This window comes from Pontixanthobacter sp. CEM42, assembly GCF_017812015.1.
GTDB lineage: Bacteria > Pseudomonadota > Alphaproteobacteria > Sphingomonadales > Sphingomonadaceae > Pontixanthobacter.
Window position 1 is genome coordinate 132804 of sequence record NZ_JADQTN010000002.1, and the last position, 24416, is coordinate 157219.

Genomic DNA, 24416 nt, shown 5'->3' on the forward strand with positions numbered 1-24416 from the left:
AGTATGATCCAATTTCTTGATGTTACAACGTTACGTACCTGATAACGATACAGTATCACATTGCAACCCGCTGAATCGACGAACTGCCCCCGTTCCCCCACGAACGACGCCGACAGTGACCAAATTGCCACGAATGATGGCCAGCCTGCGTTGCAACCCTTTTGGGACCGCTGGCATCATGGGCTCTGAATTCAAATGCTTGGGAGATTGAGTCCTTTCTCGCGGGCGCAATCGATAGCCTCATCATAGCCGGCATCGGCGTGACGCATCACGCCGGTTGCCGGATCATTCCAAAGCACACGGCCAAGCCTGCGCGCGGCATCGTCTGTGCCGTCCGCCACAACAACCATCCCGCTGTGCTGGGAGAATCCCATCCCGACCCCGCCGCCGTGATGCAGACTGACCCATGTCGCGCCCGAGGCGGTATTGAGCAGCGCATTAAGCAGCGGCCAGTCGGACACTGCGCTTGATCCGTCTTTCATCGCCTCGGTCTCGCGATTGGGGCTGGCGACCGAGCCACTGTCCAGATGATCGCGCCCGATCACCACCGGCGCACTCAACTCGCCGCTCGCCACCATTTCGTTGAAGGCCAGACCAAGACGGTGACGGTCGCCCAACCCGACCCAGCAGATCCGCGCAGGCAAGCCCTGAAATTCGATCCTTTCGCGCGCCATATCGAGCCAGCGATGCAGATGCGCATCATCGGGCATCAGTTCCTTCACCTTCTCGTCGGTCTTGTAGATGTCCTCCGGATCACCCGAAAGCGCAGCCCAGCGGAACGGGCCGACACCACGGCAGAATAGCGGGCGGATATAGGCCGGTACGAACCCGGGGAAGTCGAACGCGTTCTCTAGCCCCTCATCCAGTGCGACTTGCCGGATATTGTTGCCGTAATCGAGCGTCGGCACACCCGCATTCCAGAAATCGAGCATCGCCTGCACTTGTATCTTCATCGAGGCGCAGGCGGCTTTTCCCACCGCTTTGGGGTCGCTTTCTCGCTTCTCAAGCCATTCGCCCATTGTCCAATCGAGCGGCAGATAGCCATTGACCGGATCATGCGCCGATGTCTGGTCGGTGACGATATCCGGACGCACGCCGCGCTTGACCAGTTCGGGGAAAACTTCAGCCGCATTGCCACATAGACCAACCGACTTTGCTTCGCCCGCAGCGGTCCATTTCTCGATCAGCGCCAATGCCTCGTCCAGCGTATCAGCCCTTTCATCAAGGTACCGAGTCCGCAGACGGAAATCGATGCTCTCAGGATTGCACTCCACCGCTAGGCAGCATGCCCCCGCCATTACGGCAGCGAGTGGTTGCGCGCCGCCCATCCCGCCGAGCCCTCCGGTGAGTATCCATTTGCCCGTGAGATTGCCGTCATAATGTTGGCGCCCGGCCTCGACAAAGGTCTCATATGTGCCCTGCACGATGCCCTGCGTGCCGATGTATATCCACGAGCCAGCCGTCATCTGGCCGTACATCATCAGGCCTTTCTTATCGAGCTCGTTGAAGTGGTCCCAATTCGCCCAATGCGGGACGATGTTAGAGTTCGCGATCAATACGCGCGGTGCGTCTTTATGCGTCTGGAATACACCAACCGGCTTGCCCGATTGGACCAGCAATGTCTGATCTTCAGTGAGCGTTTTCAGCGTATCGGCGATCCGGTCAAAATCACCCCAAGTCCGCGCCGCGCGCCCGATGCCGCCATATACGACCAGCTCGTCAGGGTTCTCCGCAACCTCCCGATCCAGATTATTGTGCAGCATCCGAAACGGTGCTTCGGTTGTCCAACTCAGGCAATTGAGATCGGAGCCTGTCGGACTTTTAACATCGCGGCGGTTGGGTAGGGTTCGGGTCACAATGTCTCTCCAAAAGAGTGTGCTTTTGCTATGTTGGAAATGGCGTTCAAAACGTTGCGCAAGACGCCGCGCAAGGCTTCGGCTCTGCCTGCGTCATAGGCAAAGGGTGGTTCTTCACTTGCCAGATAATTGCGCTGTGCCAATTCCATCTGGATCGCGTGAACGCCATCTTCCGGGCGGCCATAATGCCGCGTCGTCCAGCCGCCTTTGAAACGGCCATTGGTGATGCTTGTATATTGGTTGGTGGATTCGCATTGCCGCGCGACCGCTATAGTGATTGCCGGGTCGCAGGTTTGCCCCTGATTGTCGCCAATATTGAAATCGGGCAGCTGGTTATCGAACAGATGCGGGATTTCGCACCGGATCGAGTGGCAGTCATAGAGAATAGCAAATCCATGGGCTGCTTTCGCGCGGTCGATCTCACTCTTTAGCGCCGCATGATATGGTCGGTGAAAGCTATCAAGACGCCGCGCATTCTCGGCTTCGTCCGGCTCGAGCAGCCAGATCGGCTCATCATCAAAGCTACTGATCGGAACCAATGAGGTCGTGTTCTGGCCGGGATAGAGACTGATGCCAGCCGGATCGCGATTGGCATCGATCACATAGCGGCTGAAATTCGCACGCACGACAGTCACATCGTCCAGCAGGCCGTCATATAGCTGCGGAATATGCCAATCGGTGTCGCGCAATTCCTTGCCGAGATCGTTGAGATTGCGCTCGATATCCGGCGGCACATAGGTACCCGAATGCGGCTGTCCCAAAATGATGGGGGACGAACCATGAATGACCGAAACGGGCTCCATGGTTACAGATCCAGCGGTGCGACATCATGCGCCGCCTCAGCCAAGCACGTATCGTTGCTGACCAGATCAGCGAGAACTTGCAGATCGGGGCTGACGATCCGGTCATCAATCAAGGCTGGGCTATGCTTGCGGATCTCTGCGATCACTTTCTGCAAGAATGGACTGGTTGAGAGCGGGGCGCGCAGTTCGATCCCTTGCGCGGCGGCCATCGCCTCTACGCCCAATATCCCCGCCAGATTGCGGTTCATCTCCAACAAGCGCCTCGCGGCATGGCAGGCCATTGAAACATGGTCTTCCTGATTGGCCGAGGTCGGGGTGGAATCCACCGAGCGCGGATTGGCAAGCGCTTTGTTTTCGCTCATCAAGGCAGCCGAGGTTACTTCGGCAATCATCAGGCCAGATTTCAATCCCGGATCTGGGGCGAGGAAAGCCGGCAGGCCGAAACTCAGCGCCGGATCGACGAGCAAGGCCACACGACGCTGCGCAATTGCACCGATTTCCGAAATCGCAATGGCAATCAAATCAGCAACCAGCGCGACGGGTTCGGCGTGAAAATTGCCGCCGGATACGATCTCCCCGTCAGAAAGCACCAACGGGTTGTCTGTCGCTGCATTGGCTTCGACTTCCAGCGTAGCGGCTGCATGGCGCAACTGATCCAGACAGGCGCCGATCACTTGCGGGGCGCAGCGCAGGCAATAGGGGTCTTGCACCCGCTCATCGCCTTCTTGATGGCTTTCGCGAATTTCTGATCCGTCGAGCAGGCTTCTGAGTCGCGCGGCGCTTTCGATCTGGCCGCGATGTCCGCGCAGTGCATGAATTTCGCTGTGGAATGGCGCAGATGACCCCATCGCTGCATCGATCGACAAAGCGGCTGTCGTCAGCGACGCTTTGGCCAGTTGCCACGCCTCGAACAGCCCCACCAGAGCGAGCGCGGTCGATGCCTGCGTCCCATTGAGTAGTGCAAGGCCTTCCTTCGCCTGCAGTGCCAAAGGCTCCAACCCAGCCGCGTGCAATGCCGCAGAGGCATCCATCCGCTCACCACGATAGAATGCGTCGCCCTCACCCATCATCGCGGCGGCCATGTGCGCGAGCGGGGCAAGGTCGCCCGATGCACCGACCGATCCCTTTTCAGGGATAAGCGGGATTACATCCGCGCCGGCCATGTTCTGGAGTTGCTCGATCACTTCGACCCGCACGCCCGATGCACCGCGCCCCAAGGAAATGCATTTGAGCGCCATGATCAGCCGCACAATCTCTACAGGGAGTGGTGGACCGAAACCGGCACTATGCGATCGCACGAGGTTGCGCTGAAGGTCGGCCAGCCGGTCATCTTCAATCCGCACCGAAGCCAGTTTGCCGAAGCCGGTATTGACGCCATAGATGGGGTCACCATCGCTTATCCGGTCGGCAAGTGTTCGGGCCGATGCGCGTACAGCCGTGAAGGCTTGGTCATCCAACGCAAAGGCCGATTGTTCCCGATACAGAGACTGAAGTTGATCGAGAGAAACCGATCCCGGTTTGAACGAGATAGTCATGCGGCAGTCCTGCTTGAAATAGTTTTGAACAAGGGCGAACCACCGATCCAGTAGGAAAGCTCGGATGGATGCTCAGCATCCCACACAGCAAGCTCCGCCTGCGCGCCGGTTTCGATAGTCCCGTAGTCGCCGGCTAGGCCAAGCGCTTTAGCGGCATTGCGGGTTGTGCCAGCCAGAACCTCTTCAGGTGTCATGGCGAATTGGGTGCTCGCCATATTCATTGCGGTGAGGATCGATGACAGCGGCGAGCTGCCCGGATTGCAATCAGTCGCAACCGCAATCGGCACCTGGTGGGCGCGTAAGGCCTCGATCGGCGGCAGTTTGGTTTCGCGCAAAGTGTAGAACGCCCCAGGTAGGATCACCGCAACCGCGCCAGAGTTCGCAAAGGCAGGCACATCCTCCTCGGCCAGATGTTCGAGGTGGTCAGCAGACAACCCACTATATTCACCAACCAGCAAGGCGCCCTTTAGATCGGATAGCTGCTCAGCATGCAGCTTCACCGGAAGATTCAGCTCTTTCGCAGCTTTGAACACTCGCTGTATCTGCTCAGCAGTGAAAGCGATTGTCTCGCAGAATCCGTCAACCGCGTCAGCCAAGCCCTCAGCCGCAGCTTGCTTCAGTCCAGCAATTGCGACCTCGTCCAAATAGGCGTCGGCGCGGTCCTTATATTCTGGCGGCAAAGCATGCGCGGCAAGCCATGTGGTGACGATCTTGACCGGACGCAGCGTTTCAAGATGCCGCGCCAGCCGCAGCATCCGCATTTCATCCTCGATAGTCAGGCCATATCCAGATTTGATTTCAATCACCGCGACGCCCGCAGCGATCAGATCATCCAAGCGGCGAAGTGCGCCTGCGATCAGTTCCTCATCGCTCGCATCGCGCGTGGCATTTACTGTCGAGACGATACCGCCACCGCTGCGCGCTATTTCTTCATAGCTCGCGCCATTGAGCCGCATTTCAAACTCGCGCGCGCGATTACCACCGAACAGCAAATGCGTGTGGCAATCGATCAAAGCCGGAGTGACTAAGCGTCCGCTCAAATCGTCCTGATCGAAAGCCGAGAATTGGTCGGGAAGTGTGCTTCTCTCGCCAAACCAAGCGATTTTGCCGCCCTCCAACGCCACCGCGCCATCGGCGATCAGGCCATAGGGAATACCGCCTTCGGCCATCGTCGCCACGGTGCATCCGGTGAGGAGAATCTTTTGCTGCATCACACTTGTCATCACGCTCCACTTTCGTATTATGTATGCACATAATAAAGTGAGGCGCAAGCGCGATGGTCCAGACAATCTCGGCACGGCAGGCTCTGACAGCAGATGGCTGGCGCGAGAATGTGACCGTCGCGATCGATGCCTCGGGGGCGATAAGTGCCATTGCCGACGGCACCGCCGAAGCCGATCATCAGGCCGGGATATTGCTGCCCGCTTTGTCCAATGTGCATAGCCACAGCTTCCAGCGCGCGATGGCCGGTCTGGCCGAGAAACGCGGCGACAATGCGCATGACGACTTCTGGACTTGGCGCGAGGTCATGTACCGTTTTCTGGAATTGCTCACACCCGACGATGTCGAAGCCATCGCCGCGCAGGTTCAGATGGAAATGCTTGAAGCTGGCTATGCAGCCCAGGCAGAGTTTCACTACCTCCATCATGCTCCGGGCGGGCAACGCTACGACCGGATCGACGAACTATCGGCGCGTCATATCGAAACCGCGCGGCAAACTGGCATCGGCTACACCCACTTGCCGGTGCTCTATATGCAAGGCGGATTGGACGGCAGAGCACTCGAAGGCGGTCAGCTACGGTTCGGTTGCGATATCCACCGGTTCGAGGAACTTTTTGCGGCAATCCGATCGGGCTGGGCTGGCTGCCCAACCGACTTCACCCTTGGTGTTGCGCCACACAGTCTGCGCGCCGTTTCACGCAGCGGGCTGGATGCTGCCATTGCATTAGCGCCCGATGGGCCAATCCAGATCCACGCTGCCGAGCAGGTGGGCGAAGTGCGCGAGGTGCAGGAGGCATTGGGCGCGAGACCGATAGAGTGGCTGCTCGCAAATATGCCCATCGATGAACGTTGGTGCTTCATCCACGCTACACAAATGGAGCCAGCAGAATGCGATGCGTTGGCTAAATCCAAAGCGGTCGCTGGGCTGTGTCCGATTACTGAGGCGAACTTAGGCGATGGTATCTTCGACGCAGCACGCTTTCTTGGTGCTGGCGGGCGGATCGGCATCGGTTCTGACTCTAACGTGAGAATTGCATTGAGCGAGGAATTGCGAATGCTGGAAGTGTCACAACGCTTGCGCGACAAGCGCCGCGTTGTCCTAACCAGCGATGGCGTCCGATCCAACGGTCGCAACCTCTACGAAAAGGCGGCCGCAGGCGGGGCGCAAGCGATTGGCCGCAATGCCGGGCGCATCGAAGTCGGCGCTTTGGCCGATCTGACAGCACTCGATGATAGCCACCAAACGCTCGCCGCACTGAGCGGTGACACAATTCTCGACAGCTGGATATTCGCGTATGACGACAGTTTGGTCAGCGATGTATGGTCCGCCGGACGCCACACAGTAAGTGACGGCAGGCATCCGCAGCATGATCAGATCAGCGAGCGTTTTAAGAACACCATGATCCGCCTCCGCAACGCACTATGAGTATGGACGCATGAGCAGCATGTCTCACCAAACAATCCGCAAGGCGGTGCTCGACCGTATCCAGTCGGGCGAGTGGCCGTTGGGGGCGTTGATTCCGGGCGAGGTGGAACTGGCCGAAGAATATGGCTGCGCACGAACGACAGTGAACCGCGCCCTGCGCACTCTTGCCGAAGAAGGTCTGGTGGTTCGCAAACGCAAAGGCGGCACACGCATCTGCGCCATGCCCGTGCGGCAGGCGAAGTTCGAAATCCCGATTATTCGGGAGCAAGTCGAGGCTGGCGGTAGCACGTACGGTCACCGGGTCATCACACGCACTGTAACCGTCCCACCATCTGAAATAGCCGAACGTCTGAGTATCCCTTCAGAAGCTGAAGCGCTGCACCTTACGACGCTACATATGGCCGGTGAAGAACCATACGCTTGGGAAGATCGTTGGGTGAATGTTCAAGCCGTTCCCGCGATTGCTGACGCCCCTCTGGAGACGATCAGCGCCAATGAATGGCTGGTGCAATCGGTGCCGCTCTCCAGCGGCGATGTCCGGTTCTCTGCCGAGAATGCCTCAAAGGCGATCGCCGAGACGTTAGGGGCAGAAGCCAACACCGCACTCTTCCGCATAGACCGCACAACGTGGCTTGAGGATCAGACGATCACCACAATGACCCTGTATTACCATGAAGGTTTTCAACTCACGTCGCAGCTTTGATACGCAGAAGCGTACCAAACCGATCTCAGATCTGAAAGAAAATGGAGCGGGCGAGGCGATTCGAACGCCCGACCCCAACCTTGGCAAGGTTGTGCTCTACCCCTGAGCTACGCCCGCTCACTAGACGTTACCGGAAAACCGGCTCCGAGATTTCGATCCAGCTAGTGAATCACCCTGTCTCGGTGGGGAGGCGGGCAATTAGCAGCGGTTTCTCAACCCCGCAAGGCCAAAATGCGCGAATGTTAGGGCCATGGAAAGGTCTTGCTGCAGCGCTCTGTTTCGCCCTTCACATATCGGCTAGAAGACCCACATAGAACAAGCAGATTACCACCAAGAAGGATAGTACGTTGGCAAGCATGGGCATGAATATCGACGAACAGAAAGCCGTAGAACGCTTCAAGACAGAGGTCGTCGACCCATCAATGACGCAATTGGTGATTTTGGATTTCTGGGCCGAATGGTGCGGGCCGTGCAAAGCGCTGGCGCCGATGCTGGAGAAAGTCGCGGCGGAATACGCTGACAAGGGCGTGATCTTGGTCAAAGTGAACGTCGATGAAGAAAAATTCATCGCCAGCCAGTTCCAAGTCCAGTCGATTCCGACCGTCTATGCCATGTTCCAAGGCCAACCGGTCGCTGATCTGACGCAAGCGCGCAGCGAATCGCAAATGAAAGAAGTGCTCGATCAGCTGGTCGAGAAACTGCCCTTGCAAGTCGGCGGAGGCGCACAGCAGCAACCCGATGTTGAGCAGTTTATCACCATGGCCGAACAAGTGCTGGCCGAAGGTGATGCCGAGCGAGCCGCCGGTGTCTTTATGCAAGTCATCGATATGGTATCCGACAACGCCGCCGCTCATGCGGGTTTAATCCGCGCATTTGTCGCTGGAGGCAAAGTAGACGAAGCCCAACAGATCGCAGACGCTATCGAGCCAGAGATCAAGGAAGATGCCGCTGTGCAGCAGGCGCTCTCCGTTCTGGAACTGGCCGGTACGCAGGTCGATGATGGCGAGCTCGCTGCTCTGCGCACAACCGCTCAGGACAAGCCCGAAGATATGGACGCACAATTGGCCTTTGCCGAAGCGGCATTCGCCGCGAACCAGCGTGATGAAGCTGCTGACACGCTGCTCGCCATGGTCAAAGCTGACCGCGAGTGGAATGATGCGGCCGCGCGGACTAAACTTTTGCAGATTTTCGAAGCAGTCGGGCTGGAAGACGAATGGGTCTCCGCCACGCGCCGCCGCCTGTCGAAGATCCTATTCGACTGAAGATGGCAGAGCGACTTTCCATCTTTCCGCTGACCGGAGCACTGCTATTTCCCGGATTGCAGATACCGTTGCATATCTTCGAGCCGCGCTATCGTGCGCTGGTCAGCGATGCGCTTGCGCGTGATCGGCGGATCGCGATGATCCAGCCGCAACGCCCCGAAGAGGGGGCGCCGCTGTTCCAAGTCGGATGCGTAGGGAAGATCGGCGATGTCGAAGCGATGGATGACGGACGCTACAACGTCGTCCTTGAAGGTCAGAGTCGTTTTCGTATCCTGCGCGAATTGGATGTCACCACACAGTTTCGCCAAATCGAAGCCGAGCTGATCTTAGAACCTAAAGATGAGTTTCTGAGCAGCATCGAACGTGCAAGCTTTGAGCGCGAAGCAAAACGTTTTGCCGATGCACAGGGTTACAGCGTCGACTGGGACTCAGTCACACGGCTCGACGACGTATCGCTAATCGACGGCGTGTCTCAAATTGCCCCGTTCGACCCGGCTTCCAAACAAGCATTGCTGGAGGCGAATACCTTGAACGAACGCTGCGAGCTATTGGTCCAGCTGATGCAATTTTATAGCCGCCGCGATGGCGATGATGACCGCGTAACGCTGCAATAGGGATCAGATCCCAAAGCTGCCCTTCAAGCCATCGATCACATATTGTGCTGCCAGCGCCGCCAGCAGAACGCCGAGAAGACGTGTGACAACTGCTTCGACACGGTCACCAAAGATACGCATCAACGGTCCCGCTGCGATCAGCGCCAGCATGGTCAGCAGCAGCACTGATCCGAGCGCTCCAAGCACGACCAGAGTCTGATCAGTGCCCTCCGCCTCATTCATCAGCAGCATGATTGCGGCGATTGCGCCCGGTCCCGCGAGCATCGGCATGGCCATCGGGAAGACCGACACGTCTTCGATCTCGGGATCGGCGCTAACTTTGTCGGCCCGTTCGGTCCGGCGCTGAGTGCGTTTTTCGAACACCATTTCAAACGCGATCCAGAACAGCATCATGCCGCCCGCTATGCGGAAACTGTCGAGCTCAATATGAAGCGCCGAGAGCAATTGCTCGCCGAACAGCGCGAAACCAACAAGGATCACGGTCGCAATCAAGCACGCGCGGATCGCCATGCTGCGCTGCTGTGCGGTGGTCGCGCCTTTGGTCAGGCCAGCATAGATCGGCGCACAACCCGGCGGATCGATCACCACGAACAGCGTGATAAAGGCAGATATAAAGAGTTCAGTCATGGGCGTTCCCCACCGCTTAGTCGGTAGATACAGCTCCCAATGGTTGATCCAGTGCGACTTGCCAACTGCCCGATGTCAAATATTCGGCGACAAATCTGCGCTGACCAGCCCCGGGATGCTCCCACCGCCACCGCAGCGTTCCATCGCGAGAGGTAGCGACGGTGTTGCGGGTTCCCTCTGGAATGGCGAGCGCGGGCGGCGCAGGCTTTGCATCCGCTCGCTCGAAACCGGGGCGCTCGCAATCGGCGACAAGGCCGCGGATCGATTCAAGCGCGGTAACCAAAATCTCGTCTTCGCCAATGGGTTCTTCCGGTGCCTTTTGTGCAGGCTGCGGGTCATCACGAACCGCAGCATCATATATCCAGAGGTACTCACGATCGGGTTGGCGCTGCCACACGGTCACGAAGCTTCCGACAACGCCATCGGGCTCACGGAAACGCCCTTCGCTGACCGCAACGGAACCATCGCAGCTCATCCAAACCGTATCCGGAGACCAGCGAACCGCTTCTTCGGGGTCCTTAAGAGCCGAGAGCCACGTCGATGCAACGACGGGTCCTTTGCGGCCGTGAATGATCGCGCCGGGTGCTGCGAAAGCCCGGAATGCGGTCCATTGCCCGTCTTCTTGCGCCGCGCGAGCAAAAGCCAGTTCTGCTGCGACGACTTTGCTTGGCTGCGCCACACCGGGCGCGCCAACCAATGCGCGCTTGATCCGCTCTTGAGAGATTCTCGGTCCGCCGCCGGTGCACCCAGCAACGAGTGCAGCCAGCGCAACGAGCGTGATCGCGCGGATCATATCGCACCCTCGGAAAGCGCGATATTCTCATTGCGATGCGCAGCAACCAGCGTGTTGCGGAGCAGGACCGCAATGGTCATCGGCCCGACGCCGCCGGGAACAGGCGTGATCGCTGCCGCAACTTCGCTTGCTTCGCCGAAATCGACGTCGCCGACCAGCTTGCCCTTCTCCGCACCCGGTTCGGGCGAAAGCCGGTTGATGCCAACATCGATCACGGTCGCGCCGTCTTTCAGCCAGTCCTTCTTGACCATTTCGGGCCTACCCACAGCTGCGACAACAATATCTGCGCGGCGCACTACTGAGGGCAAGTCCTTGGTTCGGCTATGCGCAATTGTGACTGTCGCATTCGCATCGAGCAGCAATTGCGCCATCGGTTTACCGACAATGTTGGAACGGCCAATAACAACAGCCTCAAGACCTGAGAGATCACCCAACCGGTCAGTCAGCAGCATCATACAGCCCAGCGGTGTGCAGGGCACAAACCCGCTTTGCCCCACAGAAAGTCGCCCCGCATTGATCACATGGAACCCATCAACGTCCTTATCGGGCGCAATCGCGGCGATGATCGCTTGTTCGTCCAGGTGGTCGGGCAACGGTAATTGCACCAGAATGCCGTCGATGCGGGGATCGGCGTTGAGTTCTTCGACCAGCGCCAACAGGTCAGCCTCGCTGGTATTGCTCGGCAACAAATGACCGAAACTTTCCATATTTGCCGCGACAGTCGCCTTGCCTTTACTGCGAACATAGACTTGGCTTGCTGCGTCATCGCCAACCAGCACCACGGCGAGACCGGCTTTGCGGCCTGCCTTGCTCTCAAAATCGGCGGCTAATGCGCCAACGCGTTCGCGTAAATTTGCGGCGAAAGCTTTGCCGTCAATACGAGTCGCGCTCATCAATACGCAACGTTGCTAAGCACGATCAGGATCGCGTTCAGCGCCAAAATTAACACCAATGGCGAGAAATCGAGCGCGCCAGTCTGCGGCAAAATCCGCCGGATGGGGGCCAGCACCGGGTCGAGTAGTGAATTGATCGATTGATAGACCTGGGCCAGAAACTGATTGGATGTGTTGATCACGTTGAACGCGAACAGCAGGCCAATCACAAACTGGATGATGATCAGCATAACGAATGCATTGATCAGCATCCCGAGTATCTGAATGAAGGCAATCATAGCGATGTCTTTCGAGAATTGAAGCGCAAGCCGCTCTTACGCGAAGCAATAGGGGTGTATCAACACCCTAACACAGATTCAAACTGGTGATCTTGAATTTGGTGATTACTGGGCACTAATCAATGTGCCGGCACCGCTTGAGGTAAAGAATTCGAGCAGCATTGCATGTGGCACCCGCCCGTCGAGAACCACCGCCGCATCGCATCCAGCCTCAACTGCTTGCACGCAGGTTTCCAGCTTCGGGATCATGCCGCCGCTAATCGTGCCATCTTCGCGCAACGCCGCGACATCGTTTGGACTGAGGTCGGTCAACAACCCGCCATTCTTATCCAGCACTCCGGCGACATCGGTTAGCAGGAACAGCCGCGCCGCGCCCAATGCTGCTGCAATCGCGCCTGCCATTGTGTCGGCATTGATGTTGTAAGTATCGCCATCTTCACCCGCACCGATCGGGGCGATGATCGGGATCATGCCCGCTGAGACGGCCGTATCGATTACTGCAGTATCGACATGCGAAGGCTCGCCGACAAAACCCAGATCGATCACGCGTTCGATATTGCTTTCCGGATCACGAGCGGTCCGTTCAACCTTGGTTGCGGTAACGAGCCCGCCATCCTTACCCGAAATGCCAATTGCCTTACCGCCAGCTTGTGCGATCCAGCCGACCAGTTCCTTATTGATCGCGCCGGACAAAACCATCTCGGCGACTTCTGCAGTGGCCTTGTCGGTCACCCGCAGGCCGTCGATAAATTCACTTTCGACGCCGAGTTTCTTGAGCATCGCACCAATTTGCGGACCGCCGCCATGGACCACCACCGGATTGATACCGACCGCTTTGAGCAGCACGATATCCTCGGCAAATTCGCGAGCCGCCTTGGGATCACCCATTGCATGACCGCCATATTTCACCACAAATGTGCGGCCCGCATAACGCTGGAAATAGGGCAGCGCCTCAATCAGCGTTTCGGCTTTGGACAATGTGGTTTTGTCGTCAGTGGCACTCATTATGCGGTCCTTTGGGCAGTCCTTTGGGGCGGTCCTCTTGGGCTTGCGGAGACGCGTCTAGCGACTTCGCACGCGAGTGGGAAGCACCAGCAACTGGTCGGCCAATCTTGGCCGTTGCGCAATTTTGCTTAGGTAGTGAGCCGGATAGCGGCGAGCCAAGCGCGCGCTCAGACTGCGGCGATGCTACGACTACTAATAACTCTAGCATTGTGTGTGCCCGCTGGTTCTGCGGTCGCTTTGACCGGCACTGATTTGCGCGCAAGCTTTGCACCCTGCGGCTCGGGCAAGCGCGTAACCTGTATTGTCGATGGCGACACATTCTGGCTGCGCGGGACCAAGATACGGATCGCTGACATCAACACACCTGAAGTTACCCATGCGGATTGCCAGGCAGAGAAGGCACTCGGTAACCAAGCGACACAGCGGATGATGGCATTGCTCAACGCCGCACCATTTGCGTTGATCCGCGATGGGCGTGATGAGGATCGCTATGGTCGAAAGCTACGCGTGGTGACCCGTGCCGGGCATTCTCTAGGGAAGCAACTGGTGCGCGAAGGCCTTGCCGAACTATGGAATGGCAAACGTCGCAACTGGTGTTGATGGCCGAATTGCAGCGCTTTCGGTACACGTGTTTTTCTGAGACAAGGTGGCATGGCACGCAGCCCCAAATTTCATACTAAACCGCTTCGTAGACGCGGCCGAAAAAGAAACCTCGGGGTCCAGCTCATTACATTGCTTGTCATCGCTGCCGCCTCTGCGATCATTTGGTACTGGCCAGCGGGCGAATGGGAGCGGGTGGATACGCGCTTCACCCTATGTGGAGAACGCGGTTCGCAGGCCTGCGTGATTGATGGCGACACATTCATGATTGGACGGCGCAAAATCCGGATTACCGGCTATAATGCGCCCGAACTGAATGGCGAATGCCCAGCTGAAATCGCGCTCGCCAAACAATCTCGCAACGGATTGCGCGATTGGCTAAACGCGGACCCATTCCAGATGAGCGGTGGCGACGATCCACCATATGACCAATATGGCCGAGAGCTACGCGCGTTAAAGCGTGCCAATGAATGGCTATCGGACGCAATGCTGGAAAAAAAGCTGGCGCAAGAATCCGGCTGGGGCTTCGAACGCGGCGGTTGGTGCGATTAATCGCGAGTCAGTGCGGCAACCAGACTTGCGTAGTTCGAATGGCCTGTCACCGGCTCAACTTGCTCTGCCCATATCGCGTCAAGCTGATCAAACACTGATTTGGGCAGCGGCACCCGCTCTGCATCTTTCGCGCGGATCTTGGCAGAATCGCTGTCCATAGGAAGGTTTGCTTTTTCGAACGTCATTCGCCGCATCATTGGGTCGGCGAAGGGCGCTTTGTGCTCCATCATAAAGTCGCGGCTGGTGCGGTTTTCAACGAGATCAATGGCTGCCTGATCTGCCGCGATGTCGCAGAAGTCGGCAAGGCGGCGGATCGCATCGCGCTTGTTTTTCAGTACCGCGCGATAGTCCGTCAGCAGCGTGTCCGGCGTATCCCGACGTGCCCACCAGCTGAGCAGATGAGTATAGTAATTGGGTCTATCGGGGCGCTCCCAAAGCCAAACCGGAACGAATTCCTCAATCGAGATAGTCCCGGGGTCAAAGAACCAACCACTGAAGAAATGATAGAGCGAAACCAAAGCCTCATCGGGCGGACGCAACGTCACCACATAACGCAATCCGGGTGGCAGGCCCTCATAGTGTAAGTGGCTCTTGAACCCGCGCGGTTTGGCGCGTTGCTCGGCGTTGATATCGAGTTCCAGCTCGGGCGCCGTCTCGATCCATGGGACTACGCGGCTGATGTCGTCAAAATCCATATCACCGCCATGCGGTGCCATACGCAATTGATGGAACATCTGCTGCATCATCGTGGTGCCGCATTTGCCAAACGGCGTTATTATCACATCGCTGCTTTGTGGATTGTAAGGTTTGGAAGCAGATATCTGTTCTTGCGACGGGCCAGTCTTGGGCAGCACTTGCACAAGCTCTGCGAAGGACCGTGCACGGCCTGATGAGTGCTCGCCATGATCGGTCATCGCATTACCTTTGCCTTCTCCATTCGCAATCCGCATATGATTGCCCGCTGCCCACCGGTCTGCCAAGAGGGCGGTATGACAAAAAACACTGCCTTCGTCGCATTGCTCGCCCCGTTTTCGCTCATCGCCTGTTCGCAGGGTGCCGAGCCGCCGCCAGAAGCCTCACCGCAAGATCAGTTCTGGGCGGCACTCTCCAGCCGTTGCGACAACGCCTACCAAGGCAAGCTGGTTAGCAATGACGAAGCTGACACCGATATGCAGGGCGCAGAAATGCTGATGCATGTCCGAACATGCAGCGACGAACAGATCACGGTTCCGTTCCATATCAAGCAGGCTGGTGCGGAATGGAACCGCTCGCGCACCTGGGTGTTTACCCGGACCGGGAACGGCTCCAAAACAGGAATACGCCTCAAACATGACCACCGGCACGAAGACGGTGAAAGCGACGACGTAACCATGTATGGCGGCGACACTGCCGATGCCGGGACTGCGACCAAGCAGGATTTCCCGGTCGATCAGTTCAGTATCGACATGTTCAAACGCGAGGGGCTGGACGTCTCGGTCACTAATATCTGGTCGGTCTCGGTCGATCCTGCTGGAACGGACAATGCGCAATATGTGTATCACCTCCAACGCAGCACCGAACGCGGCGCGCCCGAAGATCGCAACTTCCGCGTCATCTTCGATCTGACCAATCCGGTCGACGCACCGCCTGCGCCGTGGGGATTTTAGCCTCTCGCGGCTTCGATCTGTAACCTTTTGATACTCCCTAGCGAACCCGGATTCGGGGTGGGCATAATTTCGTGCGTGCTCCGGTTCATTCGATGGAGAATTTCACATGAGTACCACATCCAACAAAGCATTCACCGCCGCGCTACTGGCAGGCCTTGCGGTTGCTGGCTGTTCGCAGGCTGCCGAAGAGAAAGCCATGGAAGGCGACACGATGGCGGACGCATCTGCTGCGACCGAAATGAGCGGCGAAGAAGCGATGACCGATGTGTCTGCAGATGGCGACAAAGAGAAATGCTATGGCGTTGCGAAAGCGGGCAAGAACGATTGCGCCGCCGGTCCCGGCACCAGTTGCCAAGGCACCAGCACGACCGACTATCAGGGCAATGCCTGGAAATATGTCGATGCAGGTACCTGCCTCGAAATCGAAACGCCCAACGGCAAAGGCTCGCTCGAAGCGATAGCCTAAGGGGATCTGGTCCCTGCGTTCGGCGCGAAGCCGCACGGCGCAGGGACTACCGCCGAACAGGGGCTTCCTGCCTGAGCACTTCCAGCCCGCGCACGCCGACCGGGATACGCCAGATATCGCCGCCACCGCGAAACGTTGTGGTGGCATAGAGCGACAGATGGTCAAACTCGCCCTCGCCAAACACCAGGCTGGCGATATGCGGCATGCCTGCAGCGATCACGATCACCGCGCTTTCACCGTCTTTGGCCGCCGGGTCATAGCGCAGCACCCGTCCATTATTGTTGTCAGCAACATAGACGCGGCCCCGCGCATCAATCGCGAGTCCGTCCGCTCCTTTAGCCTTCACGCCGCCCGCGACCAGTTCGGACACCATGCGCGCTTCACCCGCGCTCATATCCTCGTTCAATTCAACTGCCCATAGCTTACCGTCGAGGATAACGGGCCCGACTTGAGAGAATATCTGCGCGACCCAGATCGTCCGATTATCAGGTGAAAGCACCATGCCATTGGGGAACGGCACACCACTCGTCCACAATTCTGCTACCGCACCCTGCCCGGCCCCTGCAGGCACACGGTAGATTGCATCGAGACCGTCATCGGAGACCAGAAAACTACCGTCAGGCAAAACCAATATCGCGTTGGGGTCATGAATACCCTGCGCTGCCACGGTTCTGGTCCCATCGGGCGCAACGCGAAAGACTTTGCCGTCCAGCTCCTGCTCATCGCCATTATTGAAAATATTGGTCGGCCCGAAATCTGCCGCCAGCACATCGCGCGCACCGATACCAGCCTGTCCCAGATTGCTGTCGAGATCGGCCAGCTTCACCGCATTACCCTCTGTATCGAGCCGCCAAACCGCGCGGTTCGCGCCGACATGGAGTTCCCCGGCACCGTTGAACGTGATGCCCTCCGCCGCTTCGAACTGATCGGTAAAGAGAATGGGCTCCACTGGATAGGCCTGCTCGTTCGGCAGCGTCGCGCAGGAGGCCAGCATAGCGAGCACGGGCAGCAAAGCAGCATGTTTCATCATGAACCTCCAACCTCTGCGTAGCGCGTAGATCCTATTCTCGCCACCCGCGCAAACCGGCGGATGAGTTGCATGCAATGCAAGTAAAGTCGCGGCCATGTCACTGGTCGCCCGCGATGGCTGGGAGTACACTTTGGGCATGACCGACATCCAATCTCGCGCGCTCCCATCGGGCAGTCTGCTTGCGGCGGGATGTGCGTCCGCCGACTATACCGATTGCTTCATTGCCGAGGTTCCGCGCGCCGTCTCTTTGGAAGAATATGTCATCGCCTTCTACAACAGCGCCGCGTTTCGGCCCGAACGCTGGATCCTGCATGCTATAGGAAAAGGCTCGGGCGGCGGCGATGTGCGTGCCTTGGCGGCGGGTGAAACCGAAGAATTCGCGGCATGGACCGTCGAGGCGCGCACCAACACCGAAATCCTGATGCGCGATTTCCAGCAGCGGACCTGCAGCTGGCTTTGCGTTGAGGACCTATCCGGCAGGACCCGCCTCTATTTCGGCAGCGGCGTGCGAAAGCCCGATGGCGCATTGGTGAAAGCGCTGATGCCGTTCCACCGATTCTACGCGAAGACGTTGCTGAAGTCGGCAGCGGCAAGCGTATAGTCTGCCATCCGTTCAGTTTGGCGGAATTTAGACTGAACAGATGGAACACATGGAACAGGGTCCTAAAGGGAAATTTCTGGGCCGATATGAGGCCCGAAAGATGACCGGAGTGAGAGATGAGGCGCGCAGTATTCATCCGCCGATGATGGCATAGGTGCCGGTCTGTAGGACAGGCCAAACGCCAATCTGCGCCGTTTGTCTACTCCGGAGGATAGGGCAGCGCCGCGCCGTGATCGTAGCTGATGCTTTCGGACAGGCGGAATTTGCCTTCGCCGCCCATCCATTGCCACACATGGGTGTAGCTTGCCCCGCCGACCAGCACCCAGTCGGGACCGCCCGGATCGTCTGAGCCCAGCGCGCCCGCAGGTCGCTCGCGCAGTTCGAAGAACACATGGTCGCCATTCTCGACCACACCCCACTCGCCCATCCGGCGAAACGTACGCGTGCCCGGTACGGCAAGGCGGCGGTTTTTATAGCCTTCATTTTTCCCGCCGGTCGCACGGTCAACGCAGCCCTGCCGGATCGCGCCAACAAACGCCTCGCGGCTATCGGCGACCAGCCCGCCTTTGTCATGGATCATCCGGTAATCGGGCAGCATCATATCGGTCAGCACATCGGGCGTGCATCCCTCAAACGCGGCGTAGAACAGCTTGGCGTCGGCGGCCTCGATCCGCTGCTGAACCTCTGTGTCTGCGGGCATTGGCACCGGAACTTCCGCAACGGCGGGTGTGGCTTGGAGGGCGAGTGCGAGAAGGGTTGAGGTAAGCATGGGGGTTCTCCGACGTGTGTTGCTTGAATAATACAGCTGCGGCGATATGATACAAGGACATTTGCAGAGGAGCCCGCGCCGATGCGCAAACCCACCAGCGTTTCCACACTCGACACTTTGGGCCGTGTGCGGCTGTCGAAGCACTTCTTTATGCGCGATATGCTGCATTCGGAGATTGCCCAGATACACGGGCTGGCGAATACTCCCGATGATCCCGATCTGGCTATCGAGACGGGCACACGGCTGTGCGAGGATTTGCTTGAGCCGATTCAGGAACGCTGGGGCCGGATCACGATCCGCAGCGCGTATCGCAGCTGCGAGGTCAACGCGCTCGGCAACCGGATGCAGGCGGAGGGTAAGGCAGGCTATAATTGCGCCAGCAACGAGTCGAACTATGCGGGCCATATCTGGGATCGGCTCGACGCGAACGGCCACAAAGGCGCAATGGCCTGCATCGTCATCCCCGCCTTCGCAGACGCACATCCGAACGAAGGCGATTGGCAAATTCTGGCGCGCTGGATCCGCGACAATCTGGAATTCGGCCAGCTCTATTTTTATCCGAAACTATGGGCCGTGAATGTCGGCTGGCACGAAAAGCCGGAGCGGCGGGTGGATAGTTATGCGGCGCCTAAAGGGCGCTGGGTGTAACGGTACATCACCTAGACTTCAGTTGGGATCACTAGCCGTTATCCATGTCAACCGAACTTGATAGCCCATACGGCGAAGGTTCTTTGCTAACCCTGCCATGCCCACTTTAGAGAGAAAGGGAAAATAGCTTTTCCCTTCATCCATAATCGCTACAACTACTTTGTAGTCCTCAGTGGTCGGCCTAGCTTCAGGTATGAGCTCATCCATATCAGGATGAGCTTCTCTCATTTGTTCTCTCAGCAAAGGGTATTCGAGAAAGGCCTCAGCAGACACAAAGGCTTGCTGAAATACGTGACTCAGCGTTGAAGAAGAAGTCCGTTTCTTGACGTGGATGATATGTTTGTCATCGGAAAGTAGGTCGCAAAATTCGATCCTGCCTCGCTCGCCTTTGAAGGTCACAAGATCCTTATCATAGTAGTGTAAGCCGTCGTCGTCGATTGCTGCACTGGTGTTGTAATCGCCCTCGGTCGTCCCGAATGCGTAGTCAGGCAGAGGCCATTCGCAGTCTGGAATAGCGGCAACTTGCTGATTGATCGACGCTACGTAGTCGCCAGCAACTTGGTACCACTGGCCAGCCGTTAAGACGTACTTTTCCTCGTCCAGATCAATCTCAGCAGAAAGGCATTTATAGACAGTCCATCTGTCGAAGTAATCTTCTGAATTTTCGGTTTGAATTTTGACCTTGTCTGAACGCATTTGATCGAGACTGACTGAGTTCCGAACTTGAAGGTAGTTGGACACAGACAAACTGATGAAGGGCCCTCGTCGGCCTTGCCCGGTAAATTTGATTGTTTCGAGCGACCCATTTTCAAAAATCTCAGGCGGTGCCAAGTGCACTAAGTCTGTTTCGCCAGAGTTAATGGTATTCACCAGCTCTTCGTCGAGTAGTGCTTTCACGCTCGTGTCTCTCACAGGAATAATATTCCCGCACCACTCGGCAATCTCTGGTGGTAAATCAGCGTAATAAGCGTCAAGTATCTCAGTCAACTTGGATCCGAGACTATTGAAGTCAACCTCGGTCGTCAGTTTAAAAGCGTCAGCACCACTCATCGTCGACCCGAAGGAAGCGTCCTCCGCCAATGTTGATATCGCATTCAGAATCGAGTTGTGCGCGTCGAAGCCAAATCCGAAGATCCCTGTCGGTCGGCTACTTTGTGTTCTGGACACAAGAGTGCCTTCTTCCGGCCTTCTGAAGTCGACGCTGCGAAGTGCCCGCTCGCCAGATTTCGCCAAAGCTACCCGCATTCCAAAATGCGGTTCAAATTTGTCAATATCTAACGAGAAATACCCACCGCCAAAGCAGAGCGCTAACCACCTAACATTTTCCAGATTGCTCGTAGTCGCGCGGCAAAATAATACACCCGCCGGGGCTTCACCACGCAAACTATTCAATTCTAATTGCACTGGCTGAGGAAAGAACTTCCGCCATTTTGGCCGATTAGAATAGGCTCTGCCAGCGAAAAAACGAAAGTTCTCTCCCGGCACTTGTATTTCGGCCAATGAAGAATTCGTTTTCATTGCCTCTAGGGGATCTAGAATCTCTTCCTTGAGGATACGCAAATTCAAAGTTCGACGATCTGACATTCATCGAACTTAACAGATATTTAAATAATAACAAAACTATGCGCCCGAATCACTCCGCCGCAACAGGCTCCCCGCCTTCTCCGCCGAACATATCGGGGCCGTCATCCTCGGTGCTGTCTTCCTCGTTCGCGGCTTTCGCTTTCTTGCGGTTGTCGAAGCTGCTCCACACGTCTTGCCAATTGCCCTTGGTTGCGCCTTTCGAATATTCGGTCGCGCGAGTTTCGAAGAAGTTGGCGTGCTCCACACCGTTGAGCAGCGGGGCGAGCCATGGGAGGGGGTGATCCTCGACCATGTAAATCTCCGGCAGGCCCAGCTGGCTAAGGCGCCAGTCGGCGATGTAGCGGATATATTTCTTGATTTCCTTCGCGGTCATGCCGGGAACGGGGCCGTCCTCGAACGCCAGATCGATAAAGGCGTCTTCCAGACGGACGACTTTCTGGCAGCAATCGATGATGTCTTCCTTGACCGCTTTGGTCAGGCAGCCGCGCTCTTCATTGAACGCGTGGAACATACGGATGATGCCTTCGCAGTGGAGGCTTTCATCGCGGACCGACCAGCTGACGATTTGGCCCATGCCCTTCATCTTGTTGAAGCGCGGGAAGTTCATCAGCATCGCGAAGCTGGCGAACAGTTGCAGTCCTTCGGTAAAGCCTCCGAACATGGCGAGCGTGCGGGCGATATCTTCGTCATTATCGACGCCGAAATCCTGCATGTAATCATGCTTCGCCTTCATCTCCTCATATTCGAGGAACATGCCATATTCGCTTTCGGGCATGCCGATTGTGTCGAGCAAATGCGAGTATGCCGCAATGTGCACGGTTTCCATATTGGAGAACGCGGCGAGCATCATTTTGACTTCGGTCGGTTTGAACACGCGGCCATATTTATCGTGGTAGCAATCCTGCACCTCGACATCGGCCTGAGTGAAGAAGCGGAAGATCTGGGTGAGCAGATTCCGCTCGTGATCGGTCAGGTTCTGCGCCCAGTCGCGGCAGTCCTCCCCCAGCGGAACTTCTTCCGGCATCCAGTGGATTTGCTGTTGGCGTTTCCAGAAATCATAGGCCCATGGATATTCAAAGGGCTTGTAGGTCTTTCTGGCTTCGAGCAACGACATGTTGTGGTCCTTCACATTTTGATCAGCGTGCGACCATACAGAATCAGACTCGCATTGCGAGTGCAAGCGTGAAGTTTATTTCGCAAAAATTGGGGAGAGTTTTTGCTTGCATTGCAGCGGATGCAAGTGCGCGTGATTCTCGAGAGAGGATTTGCGGACGGCTAGGTCAATTTCTCGAACAGCACCCATACGACATAGGCTGCGCCGGCATAGGCCAGCAGGCCGAACTCACGCCCGATCTTCTTCCGCTTGCGCCCGACTCCGCCCCAAAAGACATAGCCGAGAATAAGCAGCGCCAAGGCCGCGCAGGTCAGGAAGATAATTTCGATCATGCCGCTCTATCGAAGGCCCTTAGCTGCGGCTTTTCTTAGATCCGAAGAATGATCCGCCGCCGAGTACCGTTACGCCGAGGAAGAACCCGAAATCATACCAGCCGCCGCGATTGGGCACGGCGTAGACTGCAATGTCAGGGTTGAAGAGCGAACCGATGAAGGACCACGGGAAGATAAAGCCGTGCCACAGGCCCCACCAGAAACCGGGGCTTCCCGCTTCTTTTGCAACGCCCGCGTCAATTTGCGAGGCGCAGCCCGCCAAAAACAGGGGCAGCGCGAGGATCAATCCGGTCGCGATGAGAATGCTGTATTTTCTGTCCATGGCCGTTTCCTCCGTAGCGCTAGATAATCATCGCCAGACCCAGCGTTAGCAAGGTCGCCACGACCGGCACAATCACCGTTACCACACCGATATCCTTATAGGCCTGCTTATGCGTTTGCTGCGTGATCTGCAGCAACACAATCACTGCCCCGCAATGTGGCAACGAGTCGAACCCTCCACTGGCCATGGCAACCAACCGGTGCAATTCCTGCGCCGAAACGCCCAACGCCAGATAGGAATCGGCGAAGGTCGCCATGAATATCTGCAAGCCGCCCGAGGATGATCCGGTGATGCCCGAAATCGTACTGGCGGCTGCAAACATCGACACCAGCGGCGGCAAGTCGGCTCCGACAATTGCCTGAGTAAATGCGGCAAACCCTTCGGTTTGCGCCACCACGCCACCGAACCCGATCACGGCCGATGTGGCGAGCAGCGGGATGATCGCATCCTGCGTCCCGATGCCCATCAGGCGGATCGCGTTACGGCGCGCCGTCGCGAAGATCAGGACGGCGACGACGCTCGCCAACGCCAGCGCGATGGATGGCCACAGAATCGGCTGACTGCTGGCAAAGGCAATCCACGGCGTGTCTGCACTTGCTCCCGCGATTGTCGCCAGACGCGGTGAAAGAATTGTTCCGATCACCAGCACCAGCGGGACCAGAGCAAGCCCCCAATGCGGCACATCTTTGGCGATGCTTTCCATGCTCGGGATCGAGTCATTGGGCCCCGCGACAAAGCCCTCACCATTGGCCTTAGCTATGCGGCGCTCGCGCTCGAGATAGGCCATGCCGAGGATGAACATCATCGCACCACCAAAGATGCCGAGCAGCGGCGCGGCAAACAGATCAGTGCCCAGCTTTAATGTCGGAATAACATTATGGATCGATGGCGTTCCGGGCAGTGCGGTCAGCGTGAAGGTCCCCGCACCCAGAGCAATCGCACCACAGAACAATCGCTTGGGTAAATCAGCCGCTTGGAACAGCCGCAAGCCCAGCGGATACATCGCGAAGATCACTACGAATACCACGACGCCGCCATAGGTGAGGAGCGCGCCCGACAGCACTGTGATCCACAGCGCTCGCTGCGCGCCCAGCGCATTGACCAACGCCATCGCGATGCTGGTTGCGGCGTGGCTCTCGCTCATGATCTTTCCGAACATCGCTCCCGCGGCAAACAGCAGAAAGAACCGCCCGGCAAAAGTGAATGCGCCCAGATCGCCGAACAGGAATGTCTGGTTGATACTATCCGCGAAGGGCAGTCCGTTGGTCGCGATCACAATCAGCGCACAAATGACCGATGCGAAGATGATATTCACATCGCGCAGAGCAAGGAAGATGAGCAGGCCCATTCCAAGAAATAGGCCAAGAATTCCGATCATGCGTTAGCTCCCCCGCCTAGCGCAGAATGGCTAGTGGTCGTTGTTAGACATGAAGATTGGTGCGCTGCCAAGTGGAGTATGTCCCACTTGCCAATTGTTCGCGCAGATCAGCCGCCGCCAAAACCGAGAAAGCCGATCAGCACAAACAGTACCGCCGCGACGATAAACAGGATCGCGGTCACGCGGCCTAGCTTCGGATCGACCAATTGCGGCATCCGTAAGAACGCCACGGCTATCGAGGCGAAGGTGATCGCCAGCAGTACAAACAGGCCGCTTAGAATAGTCATATCTTACTTCCCCTCTTAGCTTTGGATTACTGCCAGCGCCCAAGTGTGAGCGCAATGCCAATGGACGGAAT

At 57.3% G+C, this 24416-nt stretch carries 28 protein-coding genes and 1 tRNA gene; 10 read left to right on the plus strand and 19 right to left on the minus strand.

Annotated elements, in window-relative coordinates; genetic code table 11:
- Nucleotides 1–191 precede the first annotated feature (191 nt).
- From hutU to hutI, 4 genes are read right to left on the minus strand one after another with little or no spacing between them, the layout of a single operon-like run.
- A complete protein-coding gene (hutU, locus tag J9777_RS10640; protein ID WP_209348815.1) occupies nucleotides 192–1856 on the minus strand; it encodes a urocanate hydratase in 1665 nt (554 codons plus the stop codon).
- The gene (hutG, locus tag J9777_RS10645; RefSeq protein WP_209348816.1) at nucleotides 1853–2659 is read right to left on the minus strand and encodes an N-formylglutamate deformylase; all 807 of its coding nucleotides are present in this window, start codon (nucleotides 2657–2659) and stop codon (nucleotides 1853–1855) included. The genes hutU and hutG overlap by 4 nt, the downstream gene beginning before the upstream one ends.
- A gap of 2 nt (nucleotides 2660–2661) precedes the next feature.
- Nucleotides 2662–4194: a histidine ammonia-lyase gene (gene hutH, locus J9777_RS10650; protein ID WP_209348817.1), complete on the minus strand. Its 1533-nt coding sequence runs from the start codon at nucleotides 4192–4194 to the stop codon at nucleotides 2662–2664.
- Nucleotides 4191–5405, minus strand: coding sequence for an imidazolonepropionase (gene hutI, locus J9777_RS10655; protein WP_245228710.1), 1215 nt, complete (start codon nucleotides 5403–5405; stop codon nucleotides 4191–4193). The genes hutH and hutI overlap by 4 nt, the downstream gene beginning before the upstream one ends.
- A 65-nt stretch (nucleotides 5406–5470) precedes the next feature.
- Between hutI and J9777_RS10660 the strand changes: the two genes are divergently transcribed.
- Both J9777_RS10660 and J9777_RS10665 read left to right on the plus strand, forming a co-directional pair.
- Nucleotides 5471–6841, plus strand: a complete 1371-nt coding sequence (locus J9777_RS10660; RefSeq protein WP_209348819.1) for a formimidoylglutamate deiminase — start codon at nucleotides 5471–5473, stop codon at nucleotides 6839–6841.
- 10 nt (nucleotides 6842–6851) lie between these two features.
- Entirely contained in the window at nucleotides 6852–7544 is a 693-nt protein-coding gene (locus tag J9777_RS10665) for a UTRA domain-containing protein (RefSeq protein ID WP_209348820.1), read from the plus strand.
- 42 nt (nucleotides 7545–7586) lie between these two features.
- On the opposite strand, the gene J9777_RS10670 is transcribed toward J9777_RS10665, so the two are convergent.
- Nucleotides 7587–7661 (minus strand) — tRNA-Gly (locus J9777_RS10670).
- Nucleotides 7662–7900: 239 nt separating this feature from the next.
- Between J9777_RS10670 and J9777_RS10675 the strand changes: the two genes are divergently transcribed.
- Together J9777_RS10675 and J9777_RS10680 are read left to right on the plus strand one after the other, a co-directional pair.
- On the plus strand, nucleotides 7901–8806 hold the full coding sequence (locus J9777_RS10675) for a tetratricopeptide repeat protein (protein WP_209349532.1): 906 nt from the start codon (nucleotides 7901–7903) through the stop codon (nucleotides 8804–8806).
- 2 nt (nucleotides 8807–8808) lie between these two features.
- Entirely contained in the window at nucleotides 8809–9420 is a 612-nt protein-coding gene (locus tag J9777_RS10680) for an LON peptidase substrate-binding domain-containing protein (RefSeq protein ID WP_209348821.1), read from the plus strand.
- 3 nt (nucleotides 9421–9423) lie between these two features.
- Here the strand turns inward: J9777_RS10680 and J9777_RS10685 are convergent, their stop codons facing one another.
- The 5 genes from J9777_RS10685 to argB all read right to left on the minus strand — a co-directional run bounded on the left by J9777_RS10685 (nucleotide 9424) and on the right by argB (nucleotide 13016).
- Nucleotides 9424–10047 (minus strand): MarC family protein, encoded by a 624-nt coding sequence (locus J9777_RS10685; RefSeq protein ID WP_209348822.1) that lies wholly within the window; start codon nucleotides 10045–10047, stop codon nucleotides 9424–9426.
- Nucleotides 10048–10063: 16 nt separating this feature from the next.
- Nucleotides 10064–10840 (minus strand): hypothetical protein, encoded by a 777-nt coding sequence (locus J9777_RS10690; RefSeq protein ID WP_209348823.1) that lies wholly within the window; start codon nucleotides 10838–10840, stop codon nucleotides 10064–10066.
- Nucleotides 10837–11733 carry a bifunctional methylenetetrahydrofolate dehydrogenase/methenyltetrahydrofolate cyclohydrolase FolD gene (gene folD / locus J9777_RS10695; RefSeq protein WP_209348824.1) on the minus strand — a complete coding sequence of 299 codons (897 nt, stop codon included), beginning with the start codon at nucleotides 11731–11733 and terminating at the stop codon, nucleotides 10837–10839. The genes J9777_RS10690 and folD overlap by 4 nt, the downstream gene beginning before the upstream one ends.
- Nucleotides 11733–12011: a YggT family protein gene (locus J9777_RS10700; protein WP_209348825.1), complete on the minus strand. Its 279-nt coding sequence runs from the start codon at nucleotides 12009–12011 to the stop codon at nucleotides 11733–11735. Before J9777_RS10700 ends, folD begins: the two co-directional genes overlap by 1 nt.
- 105 nt (nucleotides 12012–12116) lie before the next feature.
- On the minus strand, nucleotides 12117–13016 hold the full coding sequence (argB, locus tag J9777_RS10705; protein WP_209348826.1) for an acetylglutamate kinase: 900 nt from the start codon (nucleotides 13014–13016) through the stop codon (nucleotides 12117–12119).
- Nucleotides 13017–13196: 180 nt separating this feature from the next.
- Here argB and J9777_RS10710 point away from each other — a divergent pair, with 180 nt between their 5' ends.
- Complete coding sequence (locus J9777_RS10710) at nucleotides 13197–13616, plus strand: thermonuclease family protein (RefSeq protein WP_209348827.1); 420 nt, start codon at nucleotides 13197–13199, stop codon at nucleotides 13614–13616.
- A gap of 132 nt (nucleotides 13617–13748) precedes the next feature.
- On the plus strand, nucleotides 13749–14168 hold the full coding sequence (locus tag J9777_RS10715; protein ID WP_209348828.1) for a hypothetical protein: 420 nt from the start codon (nucleotides 13749–13751) through the stop codon (nucleotides 14166–14168).
- On the opposite strand, the gene J9777_RS10720 is transcribed toward J9777_RS10715, so the two are convergent.
- On the minus strand, nucleotides 14165–15118 hold the full coding sequence (locus tag J9777_RS10720; RefSeq protein ID WP_209348829.1) for a sulfotransferase domain-containing protein: 954 nt from the start codon (nucleotides 15116–15118) through the stop codon (nucleotides 14165–14167). The genes J9777_RS10715 and J9777_RS10720 overlap by 4 nt on opposite strands.
- 39 nt (nucleotides 15119–15157) lie before the next feature.
- On the opposite strand from J9777_RS10720, the gene J9777_RS10725 reads away from it, so the two are divergent.
- Nucleotides 15158–15814, plus strand: a complete 657-nt coding sequence (locus J9777_RS10725; protein WP_209348830.1) for a hypothetical protein — start codon at nucleotides 15158–15160, stop codon at nucleotides 15812–15814.
- A 238-nt stretch (nucleotides 15815–16052) separates the two neighbouring features.
- Nucleotides 16053–16280, plus strand: coding sequence for a DUF2282 domain-containing protein (locus J9777_RS10730; protein WP_245228780.1), 228 nt, complete (start codon nucleotides 16053–16055; stop codon nucleotides 16278–16280).
- Between the two features lie 46 nt (nucleotides 16281–16326).
- On the opposite strand, the gene J9777_RS10735 is transcribed toward J9777_RS10730, so the two are convergent.
- Nucleotides 16327–17310 (minus strand): SMP-30/gluconolactonase/LRE family protein, encoded by a 984-nt coding sequence (locus J9777_RS10735; protein ID WP_209348831.1) that lies wholly within the window; start codon nucleotides 17308–17310, stop codon nucleotides 16327–16329.
- A 94-nt stretch (nucleotides 17311–17404) separates the two neighbouring features.
- On the opposite strand from J9777_RS10735, the gene J9777_RS10740 reads away from it, so the two are divergent.
- Complete coding sequence (locus J9777_RS10740) at nucleotides 17405–17911, plus strand: hypothetical protein (protein WP_209348832.1); 507 nt, start codon at nucleotides 17405–17407, stop codon at nucleotides 17909–17911.
- 199 nt (nucleotides 17912–18110) lie between these two features.
- On the opposite strand, the gene J9777_RS10745 is transcribed toward J9777_RS10740, so the two are convergent.
- Nucleotides 18111–18680, minus strand: a complete 570-nt coding sequence (locus J9777_RS10745) for a DUF4440 domain-containing protein (RefSeq protein ID WP_209348833.1) — start codon at nucleotides 18678–18680, stop codon at nucleotides 18111–18113.
- Nucleotides 18681–18761: 81 nt separating this feature from the next.
- Between J9777_RS10745 and J9777_RS10750 the strand changes: the two genes are divergently transcribed.
- Nucleotides 18762–19328, plus strand: coding sequence for a hypothetical protein (locus J9777_RS10750; protein WP_209348834.1), 567 nt, complete (start codon nucleotides 18762–18764; stop codon nucleotides 19326–19328).
- 18 nt (nucleotides 19329–19346) lie between these two features.
- On the opposite strand, the gene J9777_RS10755 is transcribed toward J9777_RS10750, so the two are convergent.
- The 6 genes from J9777_RS10755 to J9777_RS10780 form a co-directional block, all read right to left on the minus strand.
- A complete protein-coding gene (locus J9777_RS10755) occupies nucleotides 19347–20912 on the minus strand; it encodes a TIGR04141 family sporadically distributed protein (protein WP_348631991.1) in 1566 nt (521 codons plus the stop codon).
- Between the two features lie 49 nt (nucleotides 20913–20961).
- Nucleotides 20962–22026, minus strand: a complete 1065-nt coding sequence (locus J9777_RS10760; RefSeq protein WP_209348836.1) for a ribonucleotide-diphosphate reductase subunit beta — start codon at nucleotides 22024–22026, stop codon at nucleotides 20962–20964.
- Between the two features lie 161 nt (nucleotides 22027–22187).
- Nucleotides 22188–22358 carry a hypothetical protein gene (locus J9777_RS10765; RefSeq protein ID WP_209348837.1) on the minus strand — a complete coding sequence of 57 codons (171 nt, stop codon included), beginning with the start codon at nucleotides 22356–22358 and terminating at the stop codon, nucleotides 22188–22190.
- Between the two features lie 19 nt (nucleotides 22359–22377).
- Nucleotides 22378–22680 carry a hypothetical protein gene (locus J9777_RS10770; protein ID WP_209348838.1) on the minus strand — a complete coding sequence of 101 codons (303 nt, stop codon included), beginning with the start codon at nucleotides 22678–22680 and terminating at the stop codon, nucleotides 22378–22380.
- Nucleotides 22681–22699: 19 nt separating this feature from the next.
- Nucleotides 22700–24058, minus strand: a complete 1359-nt coding sequence (locus J9777_RS10775; protein ID WP_209348839.1) for a GntP family permease — start codon at nucleotides 24056–24058, stop codon at nucleotides 22700–22702.
- A 107-nt stretch (nucleotides 24059–24165) separates the two neighbouring features.
- Nucleotides 24166–24345 carry a hypothetical protein gene (locus J9777_RS10780; RefSeq protein WP_209348840.1) on the minus strand — a complete coding sequence of 60 codons (180 nt, stop codon included), beginning with the start codon at nucleotides 24343–24345 and terminating at the stop codon, nucleotides 24166–24168.
- Between the last annotated feature and the right edge of the window lie 71 nt (nucleotides 24346–24416).